Annotated in this window: 19 protein-coding genes and 1 pseudogene; 10 read left to right on the top strand and 10 right to left on the bottom strand. The window is 66.4% G+C overall.

The window, feature by feature from the left end; all coding sequences use genetic code 11:
• Nucleotides 1-139 precede the first annotated feature (139 nt).
• The 3 genes from ACSHSS_RS08510 to ACSHSS_RS08500 all read right to left on the bottom strand — a co-directional run bounded on the left by ACSHSS_RS08510 (nucleotide 140) and on the right by ACSHSS_RS08500 (nucleotide 3,416).
• On the bottom strand, nucleotides 140-1,840 hold the full coding sequence (locus tag ACSHSS_RS08510; RefSeq protein WP_049018090.1) for a dihydroxyacetone kinase family protein: 1,701 nt from the start codon (nucleotides 1,838-1,840) through the stop codon (nucleotides 140-142).
• A 242-nt stretch (nucleotides 1,841-2,082) separates the two neighbouring features.
• Nucleotides 2,083-3,210, bottom strand: a complete 1,128-nt coding sequence (locus ACSHSS_RS08505) for a sigma-54 interaction domain-containing protein (RefSeq protein ID WP_080982345.1) — start codon at nucleotides 3,208-3,210, stop codon at nucleotides 2,083-2,085.
• A complete protein-coding gene (locus ACSHSS_RS08500; protein ID WP_043281094.1) occupies nucleotides 3,207-3,416 on the bottom strand; it encodes a hypothetical protein in 210 nt (69 codons plus the stop codon). Before ACSHSS_RS08500 ends, ACSHSS_RS08505 begins: the two co-directional genes overlap by 4 nt.
• 90 nt (nucleotides 3,417-3,506) lie before the next feature.
• On the opposite strand from ACSHSS_RS08500, the gene ACSHSS_RS08495 reads away from it, so the two are divergent.
• The 10 genes and pseudogenes from ACSHSS_RS08495 to ACSHSS_RS08450 all read left to right on the top strand — a co-directional run bounded on the left by ACSHSS_RS08495 (nucleotide 3,507) and on the right by ACSHSS_RS08450 (nucleotide 13,671).
• On the top strand, nucleotides 3,507-4,460 hold the full coding sequence (locus tag ACSHSS_RS08495) for a LysR family transcriptional regulator (protein ID WP_048996559.1): 954 nt from the start codon (nucleotides 3,507-3,509) through the stop codon (nucleotides 4,458-4,460).
• Between the two features lie 63 nt (nucleotides 4,461-4,523).
• Nucleotides 4,524-5,933 (top strand): FAD-dependent tricarballylate dehydrogenase TcuA, encoded by a 1,410-nt coding sequence (tcuA, locus tag ACSHSS_RS08490; RefSeq protein WP_006414437.1) that lies wholly within the window; start codon nucleotides 4,524-4,526, stop codon nucleotides 5,931-5,933.
• Nucleotides 5,920-7,134 (top strand): tricarballylate utilization 4Fe-4S protein TcuB, encoded by a 1,215-nt coding sequence (gene tcuB, locus ACSHSS_RS08485; protein WP_006414461.1) that lies wholly within the window; start codon nucleotides 5,920-5,922, stop codon nucleotides 7,132-7,134. Before tcuA ends, tcuB begins: the two co-directional genes overlap by 14 nt.
• Before the next feature lie 54 nt (nucleotides 7,135-7,188).
• Nucleotides 7,189-8,511: an MFS transporter gene (locus tag ACSHSS_RS08480; protein ID WP_006414454.1), complete on the top strand. Its 1,323-nt coding sequence runs from the start codon at nucleotides 7,189-7,191 to the stop codon at nucleotides 8,509-8,511.
• A 229-nt stretch (nucleotides 8,512-8,740) separates the two neighbouring features.
• Nucleotides 8,741-9,691 (top strand): annotated as a pseudogene (locus tag ACSHSS_RS08475) (ketopantoate reductase family protein).
• The gene (locus ACSHSS_RS08470) at nucleotides 9,688-10,080 is read left to right on the top strand and encodes a VOC family protein (RefSeq protein ID WP_006414442.1); all 393 of its coding nucleotides are present in this window, start codon (nucleotides 9,688-9,690) and stop codon (nucleotides 10,078-10,080) included. Before ACSHSS_RS08475 ends, ACSHSS_RS08470 begins: the two are co-directional and overlap by 4 nt.
• Nucleotides 10,081-10,082: 2 nt before the next feature.
• Nucleotides 10,083-10,544: a MaoC family dehydratase gene (locus ACSHSS_RS08465; RefSeq protein ID WP_006414466.1), complete on the top strand. Its 462-nt coding sequence runs from the start codon at nucleotides 10,083-10,085 to the stop codon at nucleotides 10,542-10,544.
• Nucleotides 10,544-11,764: a CaiB/BaiF CoA transferase family protein gene (locus ACSHSS_RS08460; RefSeq protein WP_006414444.1), complete on the top strand. Its 1,221-nt coding sequence runs from the start codon at nucleotides 10,544-10,546 to the stop codon at nucleotides 11,762-11,764. Before ACSHSS_RS08465 ends, ACSHSS_RS08460 begins: the two co-directional genes overlap by 1 nt.
• Nucleotides 11,764-12,624, top strand: a complete 861-nt coding sequence (gene aroE / locus ACSHSS_RS08455; protein WP_035956905.1) for a shikimate dehydrogenase — start codon at nucleotides 11,764-11,766, stop codon at nucleotides 12,622-12,624. Before ACSHSS_RS08460 ends, aroE begins: the two co-directional genes overlap by 1 nt.
• A gap of 141 nt (nucleotides 12,625-12,765) precedes the next feature.
• Nucleotides 12,766-13,671 (top strand): LysR family transcriptional regulator, encoded by a 906-nt coding sequence (locus ACSHSS_RS08450; protein ID WP_006405472.1) that lies wholly within the window; start codon nucleotides 12,766-12,768, stop codon nucleotides 13,669-13,671.
• A gap of 276 nt (nucleotides 13,672-13,947) precedes the next feature.
• Here ACSHSS_RS08450 and ACSHSS_RS08445 read toward each other — a convergent pair whose 3' ends face one another.
• From ACSHSS_RS08445 to ACSHSS_RS08415, 7 genes are all read right to left on the bottom strand, one after another.
• Nucleotides 13,948-14,337 (bottom strand): carboxymuconolactone decarboxylase family protein, encoded by a 390-nt coding sequence (locus ACSHSS_RS08445; protein WP_006399295.1) that lies wholly within the window; start codon nucleotides 14,335-14,337, stop codon nucleotides 13,948-13,950.
• 15 nt (nucleotides 14,338-14,352) lie between these two features.
• Nucleotides 14,353-15,765, bottom strand: coding sequence for a purine-cytosine permease family protein (locus ACSHSS_RS08440; RefSeq protein ID WP_006414465.1), 1,413 nt, complete (start codon nucleotides 15,763-15,765; stop codon nucleotides 14,353-14,355).
• A gap of 98 nt (nucleotides 15,766-15,863) precedes the next feature.
• Nucleotides 15,864-17,333, bottom strand: coding sequence for an aldehyde dehydrogenase (locus tag ACSHSS_RS08435; RefSeq protein WP_006414458.1), 1,470 nt, complete (start codon nucleotides 17,331-17,333; stop codon nucleotides 15,864-15,866).
• 12 nt (nucleotides 17,334-17,345) lie between these two features.
• Nucleotides 17,346-18,383 (bottom strand): LLM class flavin-dependent oxidoreductase, encoded by a 1,038-nt coding sequence (locus tag ACSHSS_RS08430; protein ID WP_006414450.1) that lies wholly within the window; start codon nucleotides 18,381-18,383, stop codon nucleotides 17,346-17,348.
• Between the two features lie 11 nt (nucleotides 18,384-18,394).
• Nucleotides 18,395-19,330 carry a flavin reductase gene (locus ACSHSS_RS08425; protein WP_006414471.1) on the bottom strand — a complete coding sequence of 312 codons (936 nt, stop codon included), beginning with the start codon at nucleotides 19,328-19,330 and terminating at the stop codon, nucleotides 18,395-18,397.
• Between the two features lies 1 nt (nucleotide 19,331).
• Nucleotides 19,332-20,150, bottom strand: a complete 819-nt coding sequence (locus ACSHSS_RS08420; protein WP_006414440.1) for an alpha/beta fold hydrolase — start codon at nucleotides 20,148-20,150, stop codon at nucleotides 19,332-19,334.
• Nucleotides 20,119-20,721: an amino acid synthesis family protein gene (locus ACSHSS_RS08415; protein ID WP_006399289.1), complete on the bottom strand. Its 603-nt coding sequence runs from the start codon at nucleotides 20,719-20,721 to the stop codon at nucleotides 20,119-20,121. The genes ACSHSS_RS08420 and ACSHSS_RS08415 overlap by 32 nt, the downstream gene beginning before the upstream one ends.
• Between the last annotated feature and the right edge of the window lie 6 nt (nucleotides 20,722-20,727).

Below are 20,727 nucleotides of genomic sequence, written 5' to 3'. Positions count from 1 at the left end.
CGGGCGCCGACGAGGTTCAAAGTAATCCCGCCAATTTGCCATGCCCGATGTCATAGGACGATGTCGGGATTGGGGTTTTCCCCGTGCCGAAGACCCGCGCGAGCCGCTCGCCGGCGGCCCGCGGTAATGACGCGCCGCGTTATCGGACGTGCGGCAGCAGCGCGCGCAGCCAGTACGCGACGGCGATGGCGCCGCCGTCGGGCGTGCCGATCGCGCGTTCGCCGAGATAGCTCGCACGGCCCGCGCGCGGCGTCATGCGCGCGGTGTCCTGCGCACCGCGCTCGGCGGCGTCGACGGCGGCCGCCCACGCGCCGGCGCTGTCGCGGCCGTCGTCGAGTGCACGGTCGAACGCGGCGGCGGCCGGCACCAGCGCGTCGAGCATCGTTCTGTCACCGGCACGGGCACCGCCGAGTTCGGCGATCGCATCGGCTGCGCTGCGCAATGCCGCGGCCCAGTCGCGTGCCGACGGCTGCGCGACGCCGGCCAGGCGCCGCGATGCGCGCAGCAGCGCGGTCGCGTAGAAGGGGCCCGAGCTGCCCGCGATCGCACGGCGCAGTGCGGCGCCGAGCGCGGCGAGCGCACCGGCCGGCGTCGCATACGCGGTGTCGGGCAACGCGAGCATCGCGTCCGCGGCACGACGCATGCTCGCGCCGAGGTCGCCGTCGCCGGCGGCGGCATCGAGCTCGGTCAGCGTTGCTTCGTGGTCGATCAGCGTATGCGCGACCGCATGCAGCGCCGGACGCAGCCGCTCGGCCCACGCGCGGCCCGCCGCGTCGAGCGGCGGCGGCGACGGTTCCTGCGGCGCCGCGGCGGCGATGCGGATCTGCGCGTTGACGGCACCGCCGCCGGGCCACGCGCGCGCCTGCGTCGGTGCGTCGAGCAGCGCCGCCCGCTCGTCGTTGAGCCGCAGCACCGAGATCGAACAGCCGGGCATGTTCAGCGCCGACAGGAACGTGCCGGCCCACGCGCGCTCGACCGCGATGCCGCGACGGCTCAGGTTCTCGTAAGCGGCGCGCAGCACGATCGCAAGCTCCATGTCGGGCGTCGCGCCGAGACCGTTGACGAGCAGCGCGACGCGTTCGCCGCGATCGAGCACGAGGTCGGCGACGATCGCCGACAGCAGCGTGTCGGCGAGCGCGTCGGCCGGCAGCGGCGCCGTGCGTTCGACGCCTTTTTCGCCGTGAATGCCGAGACCGAGCTCGATTTCGTCGTCGGCGAGGCTGAATCCGGACTGGTCGGCGCCCGGCAGCGTGCAGCCGTCGAGCGCGACGCCCATCGTGCCGAGATCGGCGGCCGCATCGCGCGCGATCGCCGCGACGCGCGGCAGCGACAGCCCGCGCGCGGCCGCCGCGCCCGCGAGCTTGTGAATCAGCACGGTGCCCGCGATGCCGCGCCGCTGCCCGCGCTCGACGCGGCCGCGCAGCGATACGTCGTCCGCGACGATCACGATCTCGACCGGAATGCCTTCGGCGCGCGCGAGTTCGGCTGCCAGACCGAAGTTGAGCCGGTCGCCGGTGTAGTTCTTCACGACGAGCAGCGCGCCGTTCGGGCCGGCCGTCGCGCGGATCGCGGCGAGCACCGCGTCGGTGGACGGCGACGTGAACACTTCGCCGCACACGGCCGCACTCAGCATTCCGTCGCCGACATAGCCGCCGTGCGCGGGCTCGTGCCCGCTGCCGCCGCCCGACAGCACCGCGACCGTGCGCTGCGACGGTTCGGGCAGCGGGCGGCGGACCAGCACGTGCTCGTCGCCGAGCATCGCGAGATGCGGCGACTGTCGCGCGATGCCTTCGAGCATTTCACGCACGACGTCGGACGGACGGTTCACGAGTTTTTTCATGGCGACGGTTTCCGGGCAGATGAAAGCCCGCGGGCCGAACCGATCCGGCGCGTCGGGCTGTCGGGTTGCGGGAATGCGCGCGCCGTGGCGGCGGTGGCCTGCGGCAGTGCCATGAATCTCGCCGGTGCGCGCTTCGGTGCCACGATACATCAGGTCGGCACGCCGCTCCACGGGCGGCGTGCGCCGCGGCCCGCGCGCCGGGCGCGAGCGGATGCGCGCCGTCGTCGGGTAGTGAAGCGCGCTTACTTCAACGCGGCGATCTCGTTTGCGCGGATCAGTCTCGCGCGCAGCACGTTGCGGCTGATGCCGAGCAAGCGCGCGGCCTGAAGCTGATTGCGGTGACTGAACTCGAACGCGACACGCATCACGGTGTCTTCGATGCGTTCGTACAGTCGGCCGTGACCTTCGTCGAACAGCGCGCGCAGCGCGGCTTCGAGTGCGGCCTGCGCGCCCGCGCGCGGTTCGCCTCGATGCGGCGCCGCAGCGGCCGTGCCGGCCGAGGCGATCGTCAGGTCGGCGTGCTGCAGCATCTCGTGCCGGCTCACGAGCAGCGCATGATGGATGACGTTTTCCAGCTCGCGGACGTTGCCGGGCCAGTCGTACGATTCGAGCGCGCGTGCGGCGCGCGCGTCGATGCTGCGCGGCCCGTAGCCGAGACGGCGACGGTAGTCGTCGACGAAATGGCGCGCGAGCGGCAGGATGTCGGCCGGCCGCTCGCGCAGCGGCGGCACCGCGAGCTGCACGACGGCGAGCCGGTAGAAGAGGTCGCCGCGGAAATGGCCGGCCGCAACCGCCTGCTGCAGATCGACGTTCGTCGCAGCGACGACGCGCACGTCGATCGGAATGCCGGCCCGCGCGCCGACGCGCACGACCTCGCGCTCCTGCAGCACGCGCAATAGCTTGACCTGCATCGGCAACGGCAGGTCGCCGATTTCGTCGAGAAACAGCGTGCCGCCGTCGGCGGTTTCGAACCAGCCGGCCTTCGCGCCGAACGCGCCGGTAAACGCGCCTTTCTCGTGACCGAACAATTCGCTTTCGACGAGCGTCGTCGACAACGCGCCGCAGTTCACCGCGACGAAGGGGCCGTCGCGACGACGGCTCGCCTGGTGCAGGCGACGCGCGACGAGCTCCTTGCCGGTGCCCGTTTCGCCGACGATCAGCACGTTCGCGTCGCTCGGTGCGACCGCGCGGATTCGCTCGAGCAGCGCGTGCGAGCGCGGATCGGCGAATACGCCGGCATTCGCGCGGATCGACGAAGCGGACGCCGACGCGCCCGTGTGCGATCGCTCGGCGGTAGCGGAATCGGCGTCGCGGTCGGCGGCGACGAGGTCCGCACCGCTCGGCCATGAGTCGGAAAGAAAACGGTTCATGAATCGAAACGCGTCGTTGAACGGAAGGGCGCAGGCCAGCACGCGTTGCTGCCGCGGTGCTGCCTGAGCAGCAAAGTGTCGATCGATTCGCGCCGCACGGGAAACATCGATTTCTGATAAGCAAAGTCGCGAGCTTGCGCAGCGGCGCGGGCGTGCCGATGCGGTTCGAAGCGTTGCCTTTGCGGCTGCGGCGCTTGCAGCGTCAAGTCCCTCCGCAAAGTCCGCCGCGCGCGACGCGAAAGACCGTCGTCGACGTTCTGTCAGAATACGCGCGTCATCCTCTGTCCGATCGCGGAATGGAACTCAGACAACTACGCTATTTTCTCAGCGTCGTCGAACACGGCAGCATGGGCAAGGCCGCGCTGGAACTCGGCGTGGTGACCTCGGCGCTGAGTCAGCAGATCAGCCGTCTCGAAGGCGAACTGTCCACACGCCTGCTGCAGCGCACGTCGGGCGGCGTCATTCCGACCGACGCAGGGCTGGCGTTCTGGCGTCAGGCGCAACTCGCGCTGCGTCATATCGACGACGCGGCGCGCGCCGCGCGTTCGGCGCGTCTGTCCGGCCATGTCAGCGTCGGCATGGCGCCGAGCACGGCGAGCGTGCTCGGCGTGGCGTTCATGCAGGCAATGCGCGCGCGCTATCCCGATGTGCGGCTCCATCTCGTCGAAAGTCTGTCCGGTCATCTCGCATCGATGCTGAGTGCGCGCCAGATCGACCTCGCCGTGCTGTTTCGCGAAGAATCCGCGCAACGCTGGAGCGTGCAGCCGCTGCTCGACGAGCGGCTGTTCCTGATCGGCGCGGTCGATCTCGACGGGATGCCGACACGCGGATCGATCCGGCTGACCGACCTCGGCAAGCTGCCGCTCATTCTCCCCAGCGGTACGCACGGGCTGCGTTCGCTGCTGTCGTCGGCGTTCAAGCGCGCCGAATACGAGCCGAACATCGTCGCCGAAGTCGACGGCCTCGCGCTGCTGATGGACATCGTCCGCACCGGCATCGGGGCGACCATCCAGCCGGGCGCGGCACTCGCCAGGCGCGAGAACGCGACGCTGACGAGCGTGCCCGTCGCGGAGAAATACGCGCGGCGGCCCAACCTGATCGCGAGCATTTCCGATGACGAACTGTCGCCGGCCGGGCTCGCTGCGCGCGTGGTCCTTGCCGATGTCGCGCGTCAGCTCGTGCACGAAGGCCGCTGGCCCGGTGCACGGCTGCGGGAAACCGACTCTTCACAAAAAGTGAAGACCCGTTGACGGCCGCCTGATAGCGCAGCGGGCACGAGATCCCTACGATTTGTCCGAAAGGAGACAAGTCTGATGGTCGATGTGCTCGTAATCGGAGGAGGCAATGCCGCGCTCTGTGCGGCGTTGATGGCGCGCGAAGCGGGCGCGTCGGTCCTGCTTCTCGAAGCCGCGCCGCGCGCATGGCGCGGCGGCAACTCGCAACACACGCGCAATCTGCGCTGCATGCACGATGCGCCGCAAGACGTGCTCGTCGATGCCTATCCGGAAGAGGAATTCTGGCAGGACCTGCTGAAGGTGACCGGCGGCATCACGAACGAACATCTGGCGCGGCTGACGATCCGTGCGTCGTCGTCGTGCCGGCCATGGATGCAGAAGCACGGCGTGCGCTTCCAGCCGCCGCTGTCCGGTGCGCTCCACGTCGCACGCACGAACGCGTTCTTCATGGGCGGCGGCAAGGCGCTCGTCAACGCGTATTACCGCAGCGCCGAAGCGCTCGGCGTCGACATCCGGTACGACACGCCGGTCGATGCGATCGAGCTCGCCGGCAGCCGCTTCGTCGCGGCGCGCAGCGGCAGCCGGCGTTTCGAGGCGCATGCGTGCGTCCTCGCCGCGGGCGGCTTCGAATCGAACCGCGAATGGCTGCGCGACGCGTGGGGGCAGAACGCGCGCGGCGAATGGCCCGCGGACAACTTCCTGATTCGCGGCACACGCTTCAACCAGGGCGTGCTCCTCAAGCATATGCGCGACGCCGGCGCCGACATGATCGGCGATCCGTCGCAGTCGCACTGCGTCGCCATCGATGCGCGCGCGCCGCTGTATGACGGCGGCATCTGTACGCGTATCGACTGCGTCTCGCTCGGCATCGTCGTGAATCGCGACGCCGAGCGCTTCTACGACGAAGGCGAGGATTTCTGGCCGAAGCGCTATGCGATCTGGGGGCGGCTCGTTGCGCAGCAGCCCGAGCAGATCGGCTATTCCATCATCGATTCGAAAGCGATCGGCCGCTTCATGCCGCCGGTGTTTCCCGGCGAAAAGGCGGACACGCTGCCGGAGCTGGCCCGCAAGCTAGGCCTGCCCGAACGGCGCTTCGTCGACACCCTGACGCGCTACAACGACGCCTGCCGCGTCGGCACGTTCGATCACACGGCGCTCGACGACTGCCACACCCAAGGCCTCACGCCGCCGAAGACGCACTGGGCGCGCCGCATCGATACGCCGCCGTTCTACGGGTATGCGTTGCGGCCGGGCATTACGTTCACCTATCTCGGCCTGAAGACGAACGAGCGCGCGCAGGTCCACTTCGGCGGCGAAGCCAGCGACAACCTGTTCGTCGCCGGCGAAATGATGGCCGGCAACGTGCTCGGCAAGGGCTATACGGCCGGTGTCGGCATGTCGATCGGCACGGCCTTCGGGCGCATCGCCGGGACGCAGGCTGCACGCGCGGCACTCAAGACAACGGAGGCAGGCAGTGCAGCAGTCTGACGCACTCGCGACCGAACGCACGCACACGGCGTCGCCGGTCGATACCAAAAAAACTTCGCACGGCGGCGCGGCACGCGTGATCCCGATCGTGCCGATGAGCGCGAGCGAAACGGAAGTGGCGCGCCAGATGCAGATCTGCAACGCATGCCGCTATTGCGAAGGCTTTTGCGCGGTGTTCCCCGCGATGACGCGCCGGCTCGAATTCGGCAAGGCGGACGTCAACTATCTCGCGAATCTCTGTCACAACTGCGGTGCGTGCTATCACGCGTGCCAATACGCGCCACCGCATGAATTCGCCGTGAACGTGCCGAAAGCGATGGCCGAAGTCCGGCTCGATACGTACACCGAATACGCGTTCCCTGCGGCGTTCGGCGCGCTGTACAAGCGCAACGGTCTGACGCTGTCGGTTGCGCTCGCGGCCGGGCTCGCGCTGTTTCTGCTGCTCGGCACCGCATGGCACGGCGGCCTGTCGCGCGACGTCGCGCCTGCGAACTTCTACGCGGTCTTTCCGCATACGCTGCTCGCCGCGATGTTCGGCAGCGTGTTTCTGTTCGCCATGGTCGCGCTCGGCGTGGGCGTCACGCGCTTCTGGCGCGACGTGTCGGCGGGAACGACACGCGCGAGCGCACCGGCGGTGGCCGAAGCGGCGAAGAATGCACTGACGCTGAAGTACCTGGACGGCGGCCACGGCGAGGGCTGCAACGAACGGGACGATGCGTTCACGCTGGCCCGGCGCCGCTTCCATCACCTGACGTTCTACGGCTTCATGTTGTGCTTCGCGGCAACGGCGGTCGCCACGCTCTATCACTACGCGTTCGGTCTGGAAGCGCCGTATCCGTTTTTCAGCGTGCCGGTGCTGCTCGGAACGGCGGGCGGCGTCGGACTGATCGTGGGGCCGGCAGGGCTGCTTTGGCTGAACCTGACACGCGCGCCCGAGCGCGGCGATCCGCGTCAGCGTCCGATGGACCGCGGCTTCATCGCGCTGCTGTTGCTGACCAGTGCATCCGGTCTCGCGTTGCTCGCCGGCCGTACGACTGCCGGGATGCCGTCGCTGCTTGCGGTCCATCTCGGCATCGTGATCGCGCTGTTCGCAACGCTGCCTTACGGCAAGTTCGCGCACGGCATTTTCCGCTCGGCCGCCTTGCTCAAATCCTCGATCGAGAAGCGGCAGCGCAACGCGTCGAGCGTCGGCGCCGACTAGCGTCACGGGTGCCGCCGGCGCCCATCACCACAAACACAACAGGCAGGAGACACCATGAGCCGTACCGAACCGATCGCCGCGACGTCCGGCGTTTCGCCGATGACGCGGGCCGCCGCCGTGTTGCGCGTGACCAGCGGCAATTTCATCGAACAGTTCGATTTCTTTTTGTTCGGCTTTTATGCGACATCGATCTCGAAGATCTTTTTTCCGTCGGACAGCGAGTTCGCGTCGCTGATGCTCACATTCGCGGTGTTCGGCGCCGGGTTCCTGATGCGTCCGCTCGGCGCGATCTTTCTCGGCGCGTACATCGACAAGGTCGGGCGGCGCACCGGCCTGATCGTCACGCTCTCGATCATGGCGAGCGGCACCATCCTGATTGCGTGCGTGCCGGGCTACGCGAGCATCGGCCTGCTCGCGCCGGCGCTGGTGCTGCTCGGGCGGTTGTTGCAAGGCTTCTCCGCGGGCGCGGAGCTCGGCGGCGTGTCGGTCTATCTCGCGGAAATGGCCACGCCCGGCAACAAGGGTTTTTATACGAGCTGGCAATCGGCGAGCCAGCAGGTCGCGATCGTGAAGGCGGCGGCCATCGGTTACGGGCTGAACCAGTGGCTGTCGGCGCAGCAGATCGGCGCATGGGGCTGGCGCGTGCCGTTTTTCATCGGCTGTGCGATCGTGCCGTTTCTGTTCTTGCTGCGGCGCTCGCTGCAGGAGACCGCGGCGTTCGAAGCGCGGCGGCACCATCCGCAGGCACGCGAGATCTTCGCGATGCTGCTCGGCAACTGGCGCATCGTCATCGGCGGCATGCTGCTGACGGCGATGACGACCACGACGTTCTATCTCATCACCGTCTATACGCCGACCTTCGGCAGGTCGGTGCTGAAGCTGTCCACGTCGGACAGCCTGATGGTGACGCTGCTCGTGGCCGCGTCGAATTTCATCTGGCTGCCGATCGGCGGCGCGATCTCGGATCGCATCGGCCGCAAGCCGCTGCTCGTCGCGATTTCCGTGCTCGCGATCTTCACGGCCTATCCGGCGCTGTTCTGGCTCGCCGATGCGCCGAGCTTCGCGCGCATGCTGATCGTGCTGCTGTGGTTCTCGTTCTTCTTCGGCATGTATAACGGCGCGATGGTTGCCGCGCTGACGGAAGTGATGCCGGTCGACGTACGCGTCGCCGGGTTCTCGCTGGCGTTCAGTCTGGCGACCGCCTTGTTCGGCGGGTTTACGCCGGCCGTGTCGACATATCTGATTCAGGCGCTGCATGACAAGGCCGCGCCGGGCTACTGGCTGAGTTTCGCTGCGCTGTGCGGGCTCGGCGCGACGCTCGCGCTGTACCGGCGGCGCGCGGACCGTGGCGTGTCGGCTGCTTCGTCGGCGGGATAGGCATTGCGGCGCCACGTTCGAACACGCGGCAAGCCCGGCTTCGCGCCGGGCTTTTTGCTTTTTGGGCCGCGCGGCGGTGCGCGCCAGCGCTCGCAAAACGGCATGCGCGCTACGGCAGCGTTACGCCCGTGTCGTCCCAATATTGCGATATGCAATGGCGCTATTGAATTCATTGCATTGCCGACATGTGGCGCGCGCCGTATCGTGGTCTCCATTCAAGGAGACGTTAATGAAGATCGCATTTTTGGGCGCCGGCGCGCTGGGCTGTGCCATCGGCGCCACGCTGACCGAAGCCGGTCACGAGACATGGCTCGTCGACCGGTTTGCCGCGCACGTCGCGGCCATGTCGCGCGACGGGCTGCAGGTCGACGACGAGCGCGGCACGCGGCGCGTCAAGGTTCGCGCGACGATGGATCCCGCCGAAGTCGGCACGGTCGATCTCGTGATCGTGCTGGTCAAGTCGTTCCATACCGATGCGGCGATGCGCGGCGCGCTCGCGCTCGTCGGGCCGGAAACCGTCGTTCTGTCGCTGCAAAACGGCCTCGGTCACGAAGACGTGCTCGCCGAAATCGTCGGACGAGAACGCGTGCTCGCGGGCAAGACCTACGTGGGCGGCGTATTGCGCGCGCCGGGCCATATTCAGAGCGGTGTCACGGGCAAGCTCACGATCGTCGGCGAACTCGACGGCCGCATCACGGCCCGCGTGCAGGCGGTCGCGGACGCGTTCAACGGCGCCGGTTTGACCACGCGCGTCAGCGACAACATTCTCGGCACGATGTGGGACAAGCTGCTGATCAATGTCGCGACCGGCGCGATCACCGGCATCACGCGCCTGACCTACGGTCAGCTTTACGACGAGCCCGTCCTCAAGGCGACGTCGCTTGCGGCGATCGAAGAAGCGATGGCCGCGGCCAGAGCCGCCGGCGTCAGGCTGTCCATCGCCGCAGCGGAAGACGCGTGGAACATGGCCGCCGAAGGCCTTCCGGCCGCGTTCAAGACGTCGATGCTGTAAAGCCTCGAGAAAGCGTCGATCACCGAGATCGACTTCATCAACGGCGCCGTGGTGCGCTGGGGCGAACGGCTCGGCGTGCCGACGCCCGTCAATGCGACGCTCGTCGCCTGCATCAAGGGGATTGAACGCGCCATGATCGATCGCCAGAAAGAGGAGGTCTCGGCATGAGCGCCCCGAAAGCCTATCTCGAGCACGTCGCCATCCGGGTGAAGGACATCCATTGGCATATCCGCTTCTTCGAGGACGTGCTCGGCATGACCATGCGCGAAGTCGACGGCAGCCGCGAAGCGCCGCGTCAATACTGGACGCTCGGCGGTCTGCAATTCATCAGCGAGCCGCATCACGACGGACCGGAGGGCCGGCTCGCGCATCTCGGCGTGATGTGCGAAGACCTCGACGCGGCCATCGCGGCGGCGCAGGCATTCGGCGTAACCGAAATGCCGCAGGGACGCAACTGGCTGCGCCTGCCCGACGGACTCGCGATCGAACTCATTCAGGCGAAGCCGGCCACGTGCGTCGCGCAGGCGCTGGCGATCAATCCGCGCGCGGAGGCGTGAGCATGAGCCGCATCATCGAAAAATACTGGGACGATGCGCAGGAAGGCGACGAATGCATCAGTCCGACTTACACGGTCACGCAGCAACGCATTCTCGCCTATGCCGATCTCACGGGCGATCACACGCCCGTGCACGTCGATGAGGACTACGCGAACGCGAGCCACTTCGGCTGCATCGTCGCGCATGGCTTGTTCGGCTTGTCCATTGCGGACGGCCTCAAGACGCAAAGCGACTATCGCTTCGTGCCCGGCATGTCGCTCGGCTGGACCTGGGATTTCTTGCTGCCGGTCAAGGTGAACGACGTACTGCACGTCAAGTTCCGCGTCGGCGCGATGCGCGCCAGCAAGAGCAAGCCCGACTGGGGCATCGTCGTTCTGCCGTCGGAACTGATCAACCAGGACGGCCAGGTCGTCCAGCGCGGCGAGCATCGTCTGATGATTCCGCGTCGTCCGGGAGCGTACTGATGCAGGCCCGTCCTCTCGAAGGCATTCGCGTCGTCGATTACAGCCACTTTCTTGCCGGCCCGTATGTCGGCCGCTGCCTCGCCGCGCTCGGCGCGGAAGTCATCAAGGTCGAGCGCCCCGGCGGCGGCGATGCCGGGCGACGGCACGCGACGATTCTGGACGACCAGCAAAGCGCCTACTTTCTGCAGCTCAACATGGGCAAGCGCGGTGTCAGCGTCGACATGAAAGACCCGCGCGGCCAGGCGTTCATGCAACGCCTGTGCGACTCGGCCGACGTGTTCATCGAGAACTATCGTCCCGGCGCACTCGACAAGCTCGGTCTCGGTTATGCGGCGTTGTCGGCGCGCAATCCGCGGCTCGTCTACTGCTCGATCTCGGCGTACGGCCACACGGGGCCCGACGCGCATCGTGCGGGCTTCGGCCTGATCGCCGAAGCGAAGAGCGGCATCATGCAGATGATCGGCAATCCGGGCGAGCCGCCGCCGCTCATGCGCATTTCGCTCGGCGACATGTACACCGGCATTCATGCAGTCGCCGCGATCAACGCGGCGCTGCTCGGCCGCGTAACGAGCGGGCGCGGGCAGCATATCGACATGGCGCTGTACGACACGCTGGTATCGATGCACGAATATGCCGTCCAGTGCTACACGATGCAGGGCGTCGTTCCCGAGCAGACCGGCCACGACATGCCGACGTCGACGCTGTACGGCGTGTTCCGCGCCGCCGACGGCGATCTCGTCATCGCTGCGCAAGTCGACGATGCGTGGAAGCGGTTCGCGGCAGTTGTCGAGCAGCATGGCGGCCCCCCCGGTTTCGGCACCGACACGCGCTTTCACGACCCGAACGGCCGCAACGCCCATCGCGAGGCCATTCTTGCCGTGGTGAAGCCGTGGGTGGCCGGCCGCTCGGTGGCCGACGTTCTGGCGCTGCTGGACGAGGTCGACGTTCCTTGCGCGAAGGTGCAGCGCATCGACGAGGTCGTCAACGATCCGCAAATCGTTGCGCGCGGCATGGTCATCGAACAGGCGCATCCGCGCTTCGGCACGCTGCGTCTGCCGAACCTGCCGTTCCGTTTTTCCGATTGCGATACGTCGATTCGCGAAGTCGGCCCCGATCTCGGTCAGCACAACGTGGAGGTCGCGCAATCGCTCGGCTTCAGCGCAGCGGAAATCGACGCGATGCAAACCGACGGCGTGCTGTTCTCGAAAAGGAGCGCGTGATGAGCGACCAGTATGCGGTAATCGGCAATCCGATCGGGCACACGAAGTCTCCGCTGATCCACCGTCTGTTCGCCGAGGAGACCGGGCAGGACATCGCCTATGTCGCGATGGAGGCGCCGCTGGAACCGGACGGCGCGTTTGCCGACACGGTCACAGCCTTCATCGCGGCGGGCGGCAAGGGCATGAACGTCACCGCGCCCTTCAAGCTGAAAGGGTTTGCGATGGCCGACGAACGCAGCGAACGCGCGACGCTCGCGGGCGCCGTGAACGCGATGAAGTTCGAGAACGGTCGCGTCATCGCCGAGAACTTCGATGGCGTCGGCCTCGTGCGCGACATCGAAGTCAATCTGCATCAGCCAATGGCCGGCAAGCGCGTACTCATTCTCGGCGCAGGCGGCGCCGTGCGCGGCGCGTTGCTGCCGTTTATCGGCGCGCGCCCCGCCGAACTCGTCATCGTCAACCGACATCCGGACAAGGCGCAAGCGCTCGTCGAGCAAGCAGGCGCAGGCAGCGCGCTGCGTGCGTGCAGCTACGCGGACCTCGAATCGATGGGGCGCTTCGACCTTGTCGTCAACGCGACTTCGGCAAGCCTCACTGGACAACTGCCGCCGGTTCCGCCCAGCGTATTCAGCGCGAGCGGCAGCGCCTACGAGCTCGCCTACGGCAAGGGTTTGACGCCGTTCCTGCAGCTCGCGCGCAGCGCCGGTGTGCAGGGCATCGCGGATGGCGTCGGGATGCTGGTCGAGCAGGCGGCCGAAGCGTTCGCATGGTGGCGCGGCGTTCGACCGCAGACGCGTGCGCTGATCGATCGGCTCACCGTTCCGCTCGCGCGGCATGACGAGGATACTGCGCGCGAGTGAGCGCAACCGCCATTAGTGCGGTGTTCTTGCGATCCGGGAAGCAGGGCGTCGAGTCCTGTCCGCGGGCGTCCATTCGTCAGGCGTGCCGCATAGGCGCAACGAAATGAATACAATGGCGACATTGCGAAACACAATGAACCCATGGGCACTGCCGAGCTGCCGGATCTCAAGCTGCTTCAGCTTTTCGACTTGCTGTACGACGTGCGCAGCGTGACGCGGGCGGCGGAGCAGCTCGGGCAGAGCCAGCCGACGATCAGCATCTGGCTGGGGCGGCTGCGCGAACATTTGCAGGATCCGTTGTTCGTGCGTACGCCCGCCGGGATGACGCCGACGCCTCAGGCAGACGCGTTGATCGGCCCGTGCCGGGAAATCCTGGAGTCGCTGCGGCGGTTTTCGGCGTGGGAAATCTCGTTCGATCCGGCCACGGCCAAGCGGCGCTTCCGGATCTGCATGACGGATGCGAGTCACATCACGCTGCTGCCGAAGATGCTCGCGCATGTGCGCGCGCAGGCGCCGGGCATCCGGCTCGAAGCGGCGAGAATCGACGGGAACACGGAGCGCGCGCTGGAATCGGGCGAGGCGGATCTCGCGATCGGGTATGTGCCGTGGCTTGGCAGCGGCATGTACCAGCAACAGCTCTACATGCAGGATTGGGTTTGTCTCGCCAATCCCGATCATCCTCGCGTGCGCGCGAAGCTGACGCTCAAGCAATACCGCCGCGAAGGACACGTGATCATCGCGGCCGGCACGGGTGCGCAATTGCTGGAGCAGGCGCTGCTGCGCGAGAACATCGACCGCGACGTCGTGCTCGAGCTGCCGGGTATGCTCGGGCTCGGGTCGATCATCCAGTCGACCGATCTGATTGCGACGCTGCCGAGAAACATCGGGGAGACGCTCGCGCGCGTGAACGGGATCGCGGTTCATCCCTGTCCGTTTCCGGTCGACAAGTTTGCGGTGCGTCAGCATTGGCATGCGAAATACCACCACGAGGCCGGTAATCGCTGGTTGCGGTCGGTGGTGGCGGATTTGTTTCTGGATAGAAGTTAGCGATGCACGGCGCGCGCGGTTGAACGGCGGAATGGCCGGGCCGATGGATGACCGAATGGTAGCGCGCAGGTTGTGCTCTCGGTTTGCGTCGCGCCGAAGGAAGGTCGTCGGTATGGCGCGTCGAAGCTGCAACCGCAACGGTCGTCGGTTACGCCCGACGTCAAATGGAGAGAAGCGGGGGCAACGGTCGACACAGTGCCCCGAGCTGTAGGCCAACCACGGCTATTCAGTCCGTCGACACAGGCCGCGATGCCACCCGCTTCTCCGGCGCTGCGCTTATTTCAATACCCCTTCGGACACGAGCACCTCATGCGCTGCCTTGAACGCGCTGAGCCCGTGCGGAATGCCCGAATAAGCCGTCGCGTGCAGCAATGTCGCCTTGATTTCCTCGACGCTTACGCCGTTGTTGAGCGCCCCCTTCACGTGCAGCTTGAGTTCGTTCGTATGGCCGGCGGCAGTCAGCATCGCGAGGTTGAGCAGACTGCGCGTTTTCCGGTCGAGCGTGTCGTCGCCCCATGCCCATCCCCACGCCCATGCGGTGGTGGCGCGCTGGAACGCCATCATGAACGCGTCGGCCTTTTCCATCGACGCATCGACGTATTCGGGGCCGAGCACTTCACGGCGGATCGGCAAGCCTTTCTGAAACAGCGCCTCGTCTTCATTCATGATCGATCTCCATCGTTAATCCAGAGCGCCGGCGCCGGCCGGACACCGGCTTCGCGAACGCGAGTCGTCCCGCGACGCGAACAGGTAGCACACCAGCGCGGTGACGACGAGGCCGACCATCCATGAGACGTCGACGCCGCCCAGAATCGACGCCCACGGGCCGCGGAAGAAGCTTTCTTCCATGAACGGAACCTGCACCGCAATCCCGAACACGTAGATCGCGGTGGTCTTGGCGTTGAACGCGCCGTACATGCCGCCATTGCTGCTGATGATCTCCGCGACGCGGTAGTGCCGGTTGTTGACGAGATAGAAGTCGATCAGGTTGATCGCGATCCATGGCGCGAGCACGATGCGCAGCGCGAAGATCGCGTTCAGAAAGATCGCGATGAAGTTGCTCGACGCCCACAGGGCGATCGCGGTGGACGCCACCAGCAGCACCGCCGACACGGCGACGCGTACGTTGCGGCCCGGCACCCAGTGCGGGCGGAACGTCTGCGCGGCGGTGATGAACGACAGTACTGCGCCGTACAGGTTCATTCCGTTGTGGCCGATGATGTTGACGAGAAACAGCAGGATCAGCACGTAGCCGAACGCGCCGGTCTGCTCGCGGACGGCCTGCATCGCGTCGGTCGAATGTCCGGTGCTGACTGCCAGCACACCGAACAGGAACGCGAAGATCGTGCCTAGCGACGTGCCGAAGTAGGTATACGCAAACGTCTTCCCGAATCCGGCGGAGGTCGGCAGATAGCGAGAATAGTCGGACGTATAGGGCGCGAAGCTGATCTGCCAGATGGCGCACAGCCCGAACATCGCGAACCAGTTCGTGGCATCGAAATGCCCTCGCTCGAAGATCTGCGCGTCGAGCCCCGGCGCCATCAGCGCGATGCCGATCAGCAGCGCGCCGCCCATGAACCACGCACCGATCTTGTTGAAGCGATGAATGAAGTGGCAGCCGATCACGCCCACCAGCGTCGCAAGCACCGCGCCGACGACGGTCGCGGCGGGTACGGGTATCGCGGGCATGGCGGTGTGCAGCGTTTTGCCCGCGAGAATGATGTTCGATACGAAGAAGCCGAGGTAGATCAGCGTGGTGAACCCAACCACGAGCAGCGAGCCGTAGCGGCCGAACTGGGCGCGGCTCTGGATCATCTGCGGTACGCCGACGAGCGGCCCCTGCGCGGAAGTGAGCGCGTGAAAGATCGCGCCGAAGCATTGCCCGGCCACGATCGCGAGAATCGCGCTGACCAGGTCGAGATGAAACACCAGCACCGACGTGGCGCCCGAGATCACGGCCAGCGGTGCGACGTTCGTGCAGAACCACAGGGTGAAGAGGTCGGCCGGCTTGCCGTGGCGGGCCTCCGGCGGAACATATTCGATCGAGTTGCTTTCGATGGCGAGAACGCCGCCGTCGCTGTCCTGCTTTGTCATGCTGTCTCCATCGTTATTGCCGGACCAAACGGCGCCGCGCGGGCGCAGCCTGGTCTCCGTCGCTTATGAATCGATACGGCAGGTGAGCGGATCGCCGCTCAGCGCATCACGAACGGGTCGCCGATCGGATCGTCCGACGTGCGCAGCCATACGGACTTCGTGGTGGTGTATTCCAGTGCGGCGCTCAGCCCGCCTTCGCGGCCGTGTCCGGACAGGCCGAAGCCGCCGAACGGCACGAGCGGCGATACGGCCCGATACGTGTTGATCCACACGATGCCGGCGCGCACGCGCTTCGACACGCGGTGAGCCCGCGTGAGACTGGTCGTGAAGATGCCGGCCGCGAGGCCATACGCGGTGCCGTTCGCCTTGTCGATCGCTTCCTGCTCGGATTCGAACGTGTCGACCGATAGCACCGGCCCGAACAATTCGGTCGTGATGCTGTCGGCGTGCGCGACGCCGGTGCAGTCGAGGATCGTCGGCGCGTAGTAATACCCGTCGCGCTCCAGCTTCGTTCCGCCGGCGAGCACGGTCGCGCCCTGACGCACCGAGCGCTCGACGACCGTCTCGATGTGGCGAAGCTGTCGCTCGGTACACAACGGGCCGTATTCGGTCTCCCGCTCGCCGGGGGAACCGATGCGAATCCGCGATACGCGTTCCACGAGCAGCGCGAGGAATCGATCCTTGACGGAAGCCTCGATCAGCAGGCGCGAACCCGCGACGCAGCTCTGGCCGCTGGCTGCGAAGATGGCCGCGACCTGCGCATTCACGGCGCTCTGAACGTCGGTATCGGCGAACACGATGAACGGCGACTTGCCGCCGAGTTCGAGCGACACCTTGGCGAGGTTGTCGGCCGTATTGCGCACGATGTGGCGCGCGGTCTCGGGGCCGCCGGTGAACGCGACCTTGTCCACATCGGGATGGCTGCTCAGCACCGCACCGCATTCCGGGCCGAAGCCGGTGACGACGTTGACGACACCGGGCGGGAAGCCGGCCTCGTGCACGATGCGCGCGAACTCGAGCAGCGGTCCCGGTGCTTCCTCGGATGCCTTCAGCACGACGGTGCAGCCCGCGGCGAGTGCGGGGCCGAGCTTGACCGCGGACAGGAACAGCTGGCTGTTCCACGGCACGATCGCGGCGACCACACCGACCGGCTGCCGCTCGAGCCATACCTGCATGTCGGGCTTGTCGACGGGGATGCTGCTGCCCTCGAGCTTGTCGGCGATGCCGGCGTAGTAGCGGTAATACTCGGCGACGTATGCGATCTGGCTCGACGTTTCGCGGATGATCTTGCCGGTGTCTTTCGTTTCGATTTCGGCGAGCCGCGGTGCAGCCTGTTCGACGAGGTCCGCGAGCCGGTACAGCAGTTTGCCGCGCGCTGACGCGGTCAGGCCTGCCCAGGCGCGATCGGTCAGTGCACGGCGGGCCGCCGCGACCGCGCGATTCACTTCGTCCGTGCGGGCTTCCGGCATCTGCGCCCACACGGCGCCGGTTGCCGGGTCGATGCTGCCGAAGGTGGCGGCGCCGGGCTCGAACTGCCCGTCGATATACAGCTGAAAATGTGCATTCATGACATCGTCCCCTTACCGGAACGCCGGCATCACGTCGCGGATCATCCGCTCGAGCGACGCCTTCTTGCGTTCGAACGGCATGCCCGTGTCGATCCAGAACGAGTACTCGTCGAAGCCGAGCGCCTCATAGGTCTTCAGACGTTCGATCACTTCCGCCGGCGTGCCGATCACGTTGTTCCGGCGCATCGCTTCGGGCGTGTAGAACGGATGCGCGGCGATTTCCTCGCGGCTGAGCGGCTGGATCATCCCGCGACTGACCGGACGTTCGTTCTTGAACCACGCGCCGAAGTAGTTGTAGAACACGTTGATTTCGTCGGCGGCTCGCTGCGCGTCGTCCTCGTTGCTCGCGACATAGGTGTGACGCAGCAGCATGATCTGCGGACGCGGCACGTCGCTGTACTTCGCGCACGCGGCGTTGAAATGGCCGACGAGCTTCTCGACTTCGTCGTCGCCGAGATGCAGCGGTGTGACTTGCACGTTGCAGCCGTTGGCCACCGCGAACTCGTGACTGTTCGGATCGCGCGCGGCGACCCAGACCGGCGGATGCGGTTGCTGCAGCGGCAGCGGCGACGATGTCGTCGACGGGAACGTCCAGAATTCGCCGTCGTGCGCGTAGTTGCCTTCCCACAGCTTCTTCACGGCCGGAATCAGCTCGCGCATGCGCTGGCCTGCGCTCCACGCGTCGAGACCCGGCATCAGGCGCTCGTATTCGAACGAGTAGGCGCCGCGCGCGATGCCGAGTTCGAGGCGCCCGCCCGAGATGATGTCCGTCATCGCGGCTTCGCCGGCGAGCTTGATCGGATGCCAGAACGGCGCCACGACCGTGCCCGTGCCGAGCCGTACGCGCTTCGTCTTGTTCGCGAGATCGGCGAGGTTGATGAACGGGTTCGGCGCGATCGTGAAATCCATGCCGTGGTGCTCGCCGGTCCAGACGGCGTGCATGCCGCCGCGGTCGGCGATCTGGCACAGCTCGACCATCTCGTCGTACAGCTGCTTTTGGCTGGTCTGGTCGGAGACGCGCTCCATGTGAACGAAAAGCGAAAAACGCATGATGGGACCTTTCAGGAAAGAAGCGGACGGACGGTGCCCGTGCTGTGATCGCCGAAGTACAGGCCGTAACTCTTCAGCTGGCTCTCCTTGCGATAGCGTTCGAGCATGCTGGCGAGCGCGCTGTCCTGGAACGCGTCGGCGTCGAGATCGTCGAGGCTCACGAATTCGCCGGCGGCCGCCGCTTCGTCCGGTGCGCTGCAGAGGAACGAGATGTACTGATAGTGCGTCTCGGTATTGTTGTAGACCGAATAGATAAAGCTTGCCGATGCGTCGGGCTGGTATTGCCGGAAGAGTTCGGCGAGCGCCTTGTCGGCGCCTTCACGGCCGATCGCCTTCGCGGGCAGTGTCCACTTGCCCTCGGCGGTGCGGATCATGAGCACCTTGTCGTCGCGCGCGATGATCGCGCTGACGACGACCTTCGGGCCAGCAATGACTTCGGTCGACAGCTTCGCCGGCGTGAAATACCCGCCGCGGTAGTAACCGAGCCCCGCATAGCCTGCCGAATGAAACGCCTCTACCTTGCCGATGATGATTGCGTGATCGCCCGCATCGATCACCTCGTGCGTCGTGCAGTCGAACCACGCGCTGACGTCATCGATCAGCGGATTACGATGTGCGCTCAGATGCCAGCCGACGTTCGCGAAGCGGTTCTCGCTCGGGCGCGCGAACCTGTTCGACAGCCCCGTTTGCCCTTCCGCGAGGATGTTGATCGCAAAGTGGCCGGCCGTGGAAAACGTCTGGAAATTGCTCGACGTCTTCGCGATGCTGACGAGCAGCAGTGCCGGATCCAGCGACACCGACGAGAACGAGTTCGCGGTGAAGCCGAGCGGCTGGCCGTCGTCGCGCGCAGTCGTGACGATCGTCACGCCCGTCATGAACGCGCCGAACGCATCGCGCAGCTCCCGGGTGTTGATCGTCGAGGCTTCCTGGCTGATTGCTTGGCTCATGTCACACTTCCGATTTCAGGGTTTCCGCCTGCGGCACGGTCTGCAGCCACGTACGCAGCGCGCGATTGACCGTGTCGGGCGCGGTCAGGTTGACCATGTGGCGCTCGTTCTCGATCACGACCGCCTTGCCATCCTGTGCGGCCTGCGCCATCTGTCGCGCCATCTCGGGCGTCGAATTCGGATCGTCCGAGCCGGTGAGCACGAGGGCGGGGCAGGCGATCCGGTGCCAGGCGTTCGCATACACCTCGTCGCCGTTCGCGAAGGCGTGGTACGCGGTCGCATAACCGGCGAGGTCGACCGACTGCAGCCACGATTGCACCTTCCGGGCGGCGGCCTGCTGCGCTTCTTCCGCGTTGAACCAGCGCTTGAGCGGCGTATCGACGTCGATGGTGCCCGACCTCAGTTCGGCGGCGCGTTGCAGTACGGCTTCGCGCGCCTGCTCGGTTCGGCGGTACACGCCGTTCAGGACTGCCACGCGCTTGACGAGATCCGGTCGCGTCACGGCGACGCCAGCCGCGATCAGCGAGCCCATCGAATGGCCGGCCAGATTGACGGGGCCGACCTTCAGCGCTTCGATGAACTCTGCCGCCCACTGCACGAACTGCGGCAGCTCGGCGCCGGTGTCGAGCGGATCACTTCTCCCGTGGCCCGGCATGTCGACGGAGATCACGCGAAAGTCGCGCGACAGGTCGTCGATCTGCGGATACCACGCGCTCGCCTGCATGCCGACCCCGTGAATCAGCACCAGCGGTTCGCCCGCGCCCTGGTCGAGATAGTGGGCGACGCGCTTATTTGACAGCGGCAGGGTTCTTGACGTCATTTCCGAGCTCTGCGAGATCTTTGTAGCGGTCGCCGATGCGGTGATGCGGCCGGCCGGCGGTGGCCGCGCCGAGGGCAATGACGAGTTCGTCGGCGGCCGGCGCGTCAGGAATCGCGAACTGGAGCGTCAGGTAGTGCGAACGGCGGCCTTCGTCGTTCTTGTCCATCATCGGAATCAGCAGCGGCGCGTTGGCCGGGCCCCGCGTGTTGTTGAACGCGAGATACGACTTCGCGCCGACGGCCGTCCGATACGTATTGCCGAAATGCAGCGTGTGGATCAGCGCGGATGCGTGCTCGATCTCGCCGTCGAGACCGACGATCGCACTCTTGCCGAACGCTTCGACGGCCTCGCCCGAACCGGCTTCGTCGAGGATCAGCTGCGTCAGGTGTTCGCTCAGTTGCGGCGCGAGCCTGCGGATCTCCGGCGACAGGTCCTCGACGTATCCGCGGCCCGCCCACGGGTTCTTGATCACCGCGGCCGCGCCGATCATCTTCAGCGGTTTCGCAGCGACCTTGTCGCCATCCACGTACAGCGTTTCGACGTGGAGGACGGATTTCCGAATCAGGCTCATGGCACT

The sequence above is a fragment of the Burkholderia sp. BC1 genome, from assembly GCF_052683555.1.
The sequence above is the reverse complement of the archived record's forward strand: the minus strand, read 5'-3'. Positions and strand labels throughout refer to the sequence as shown.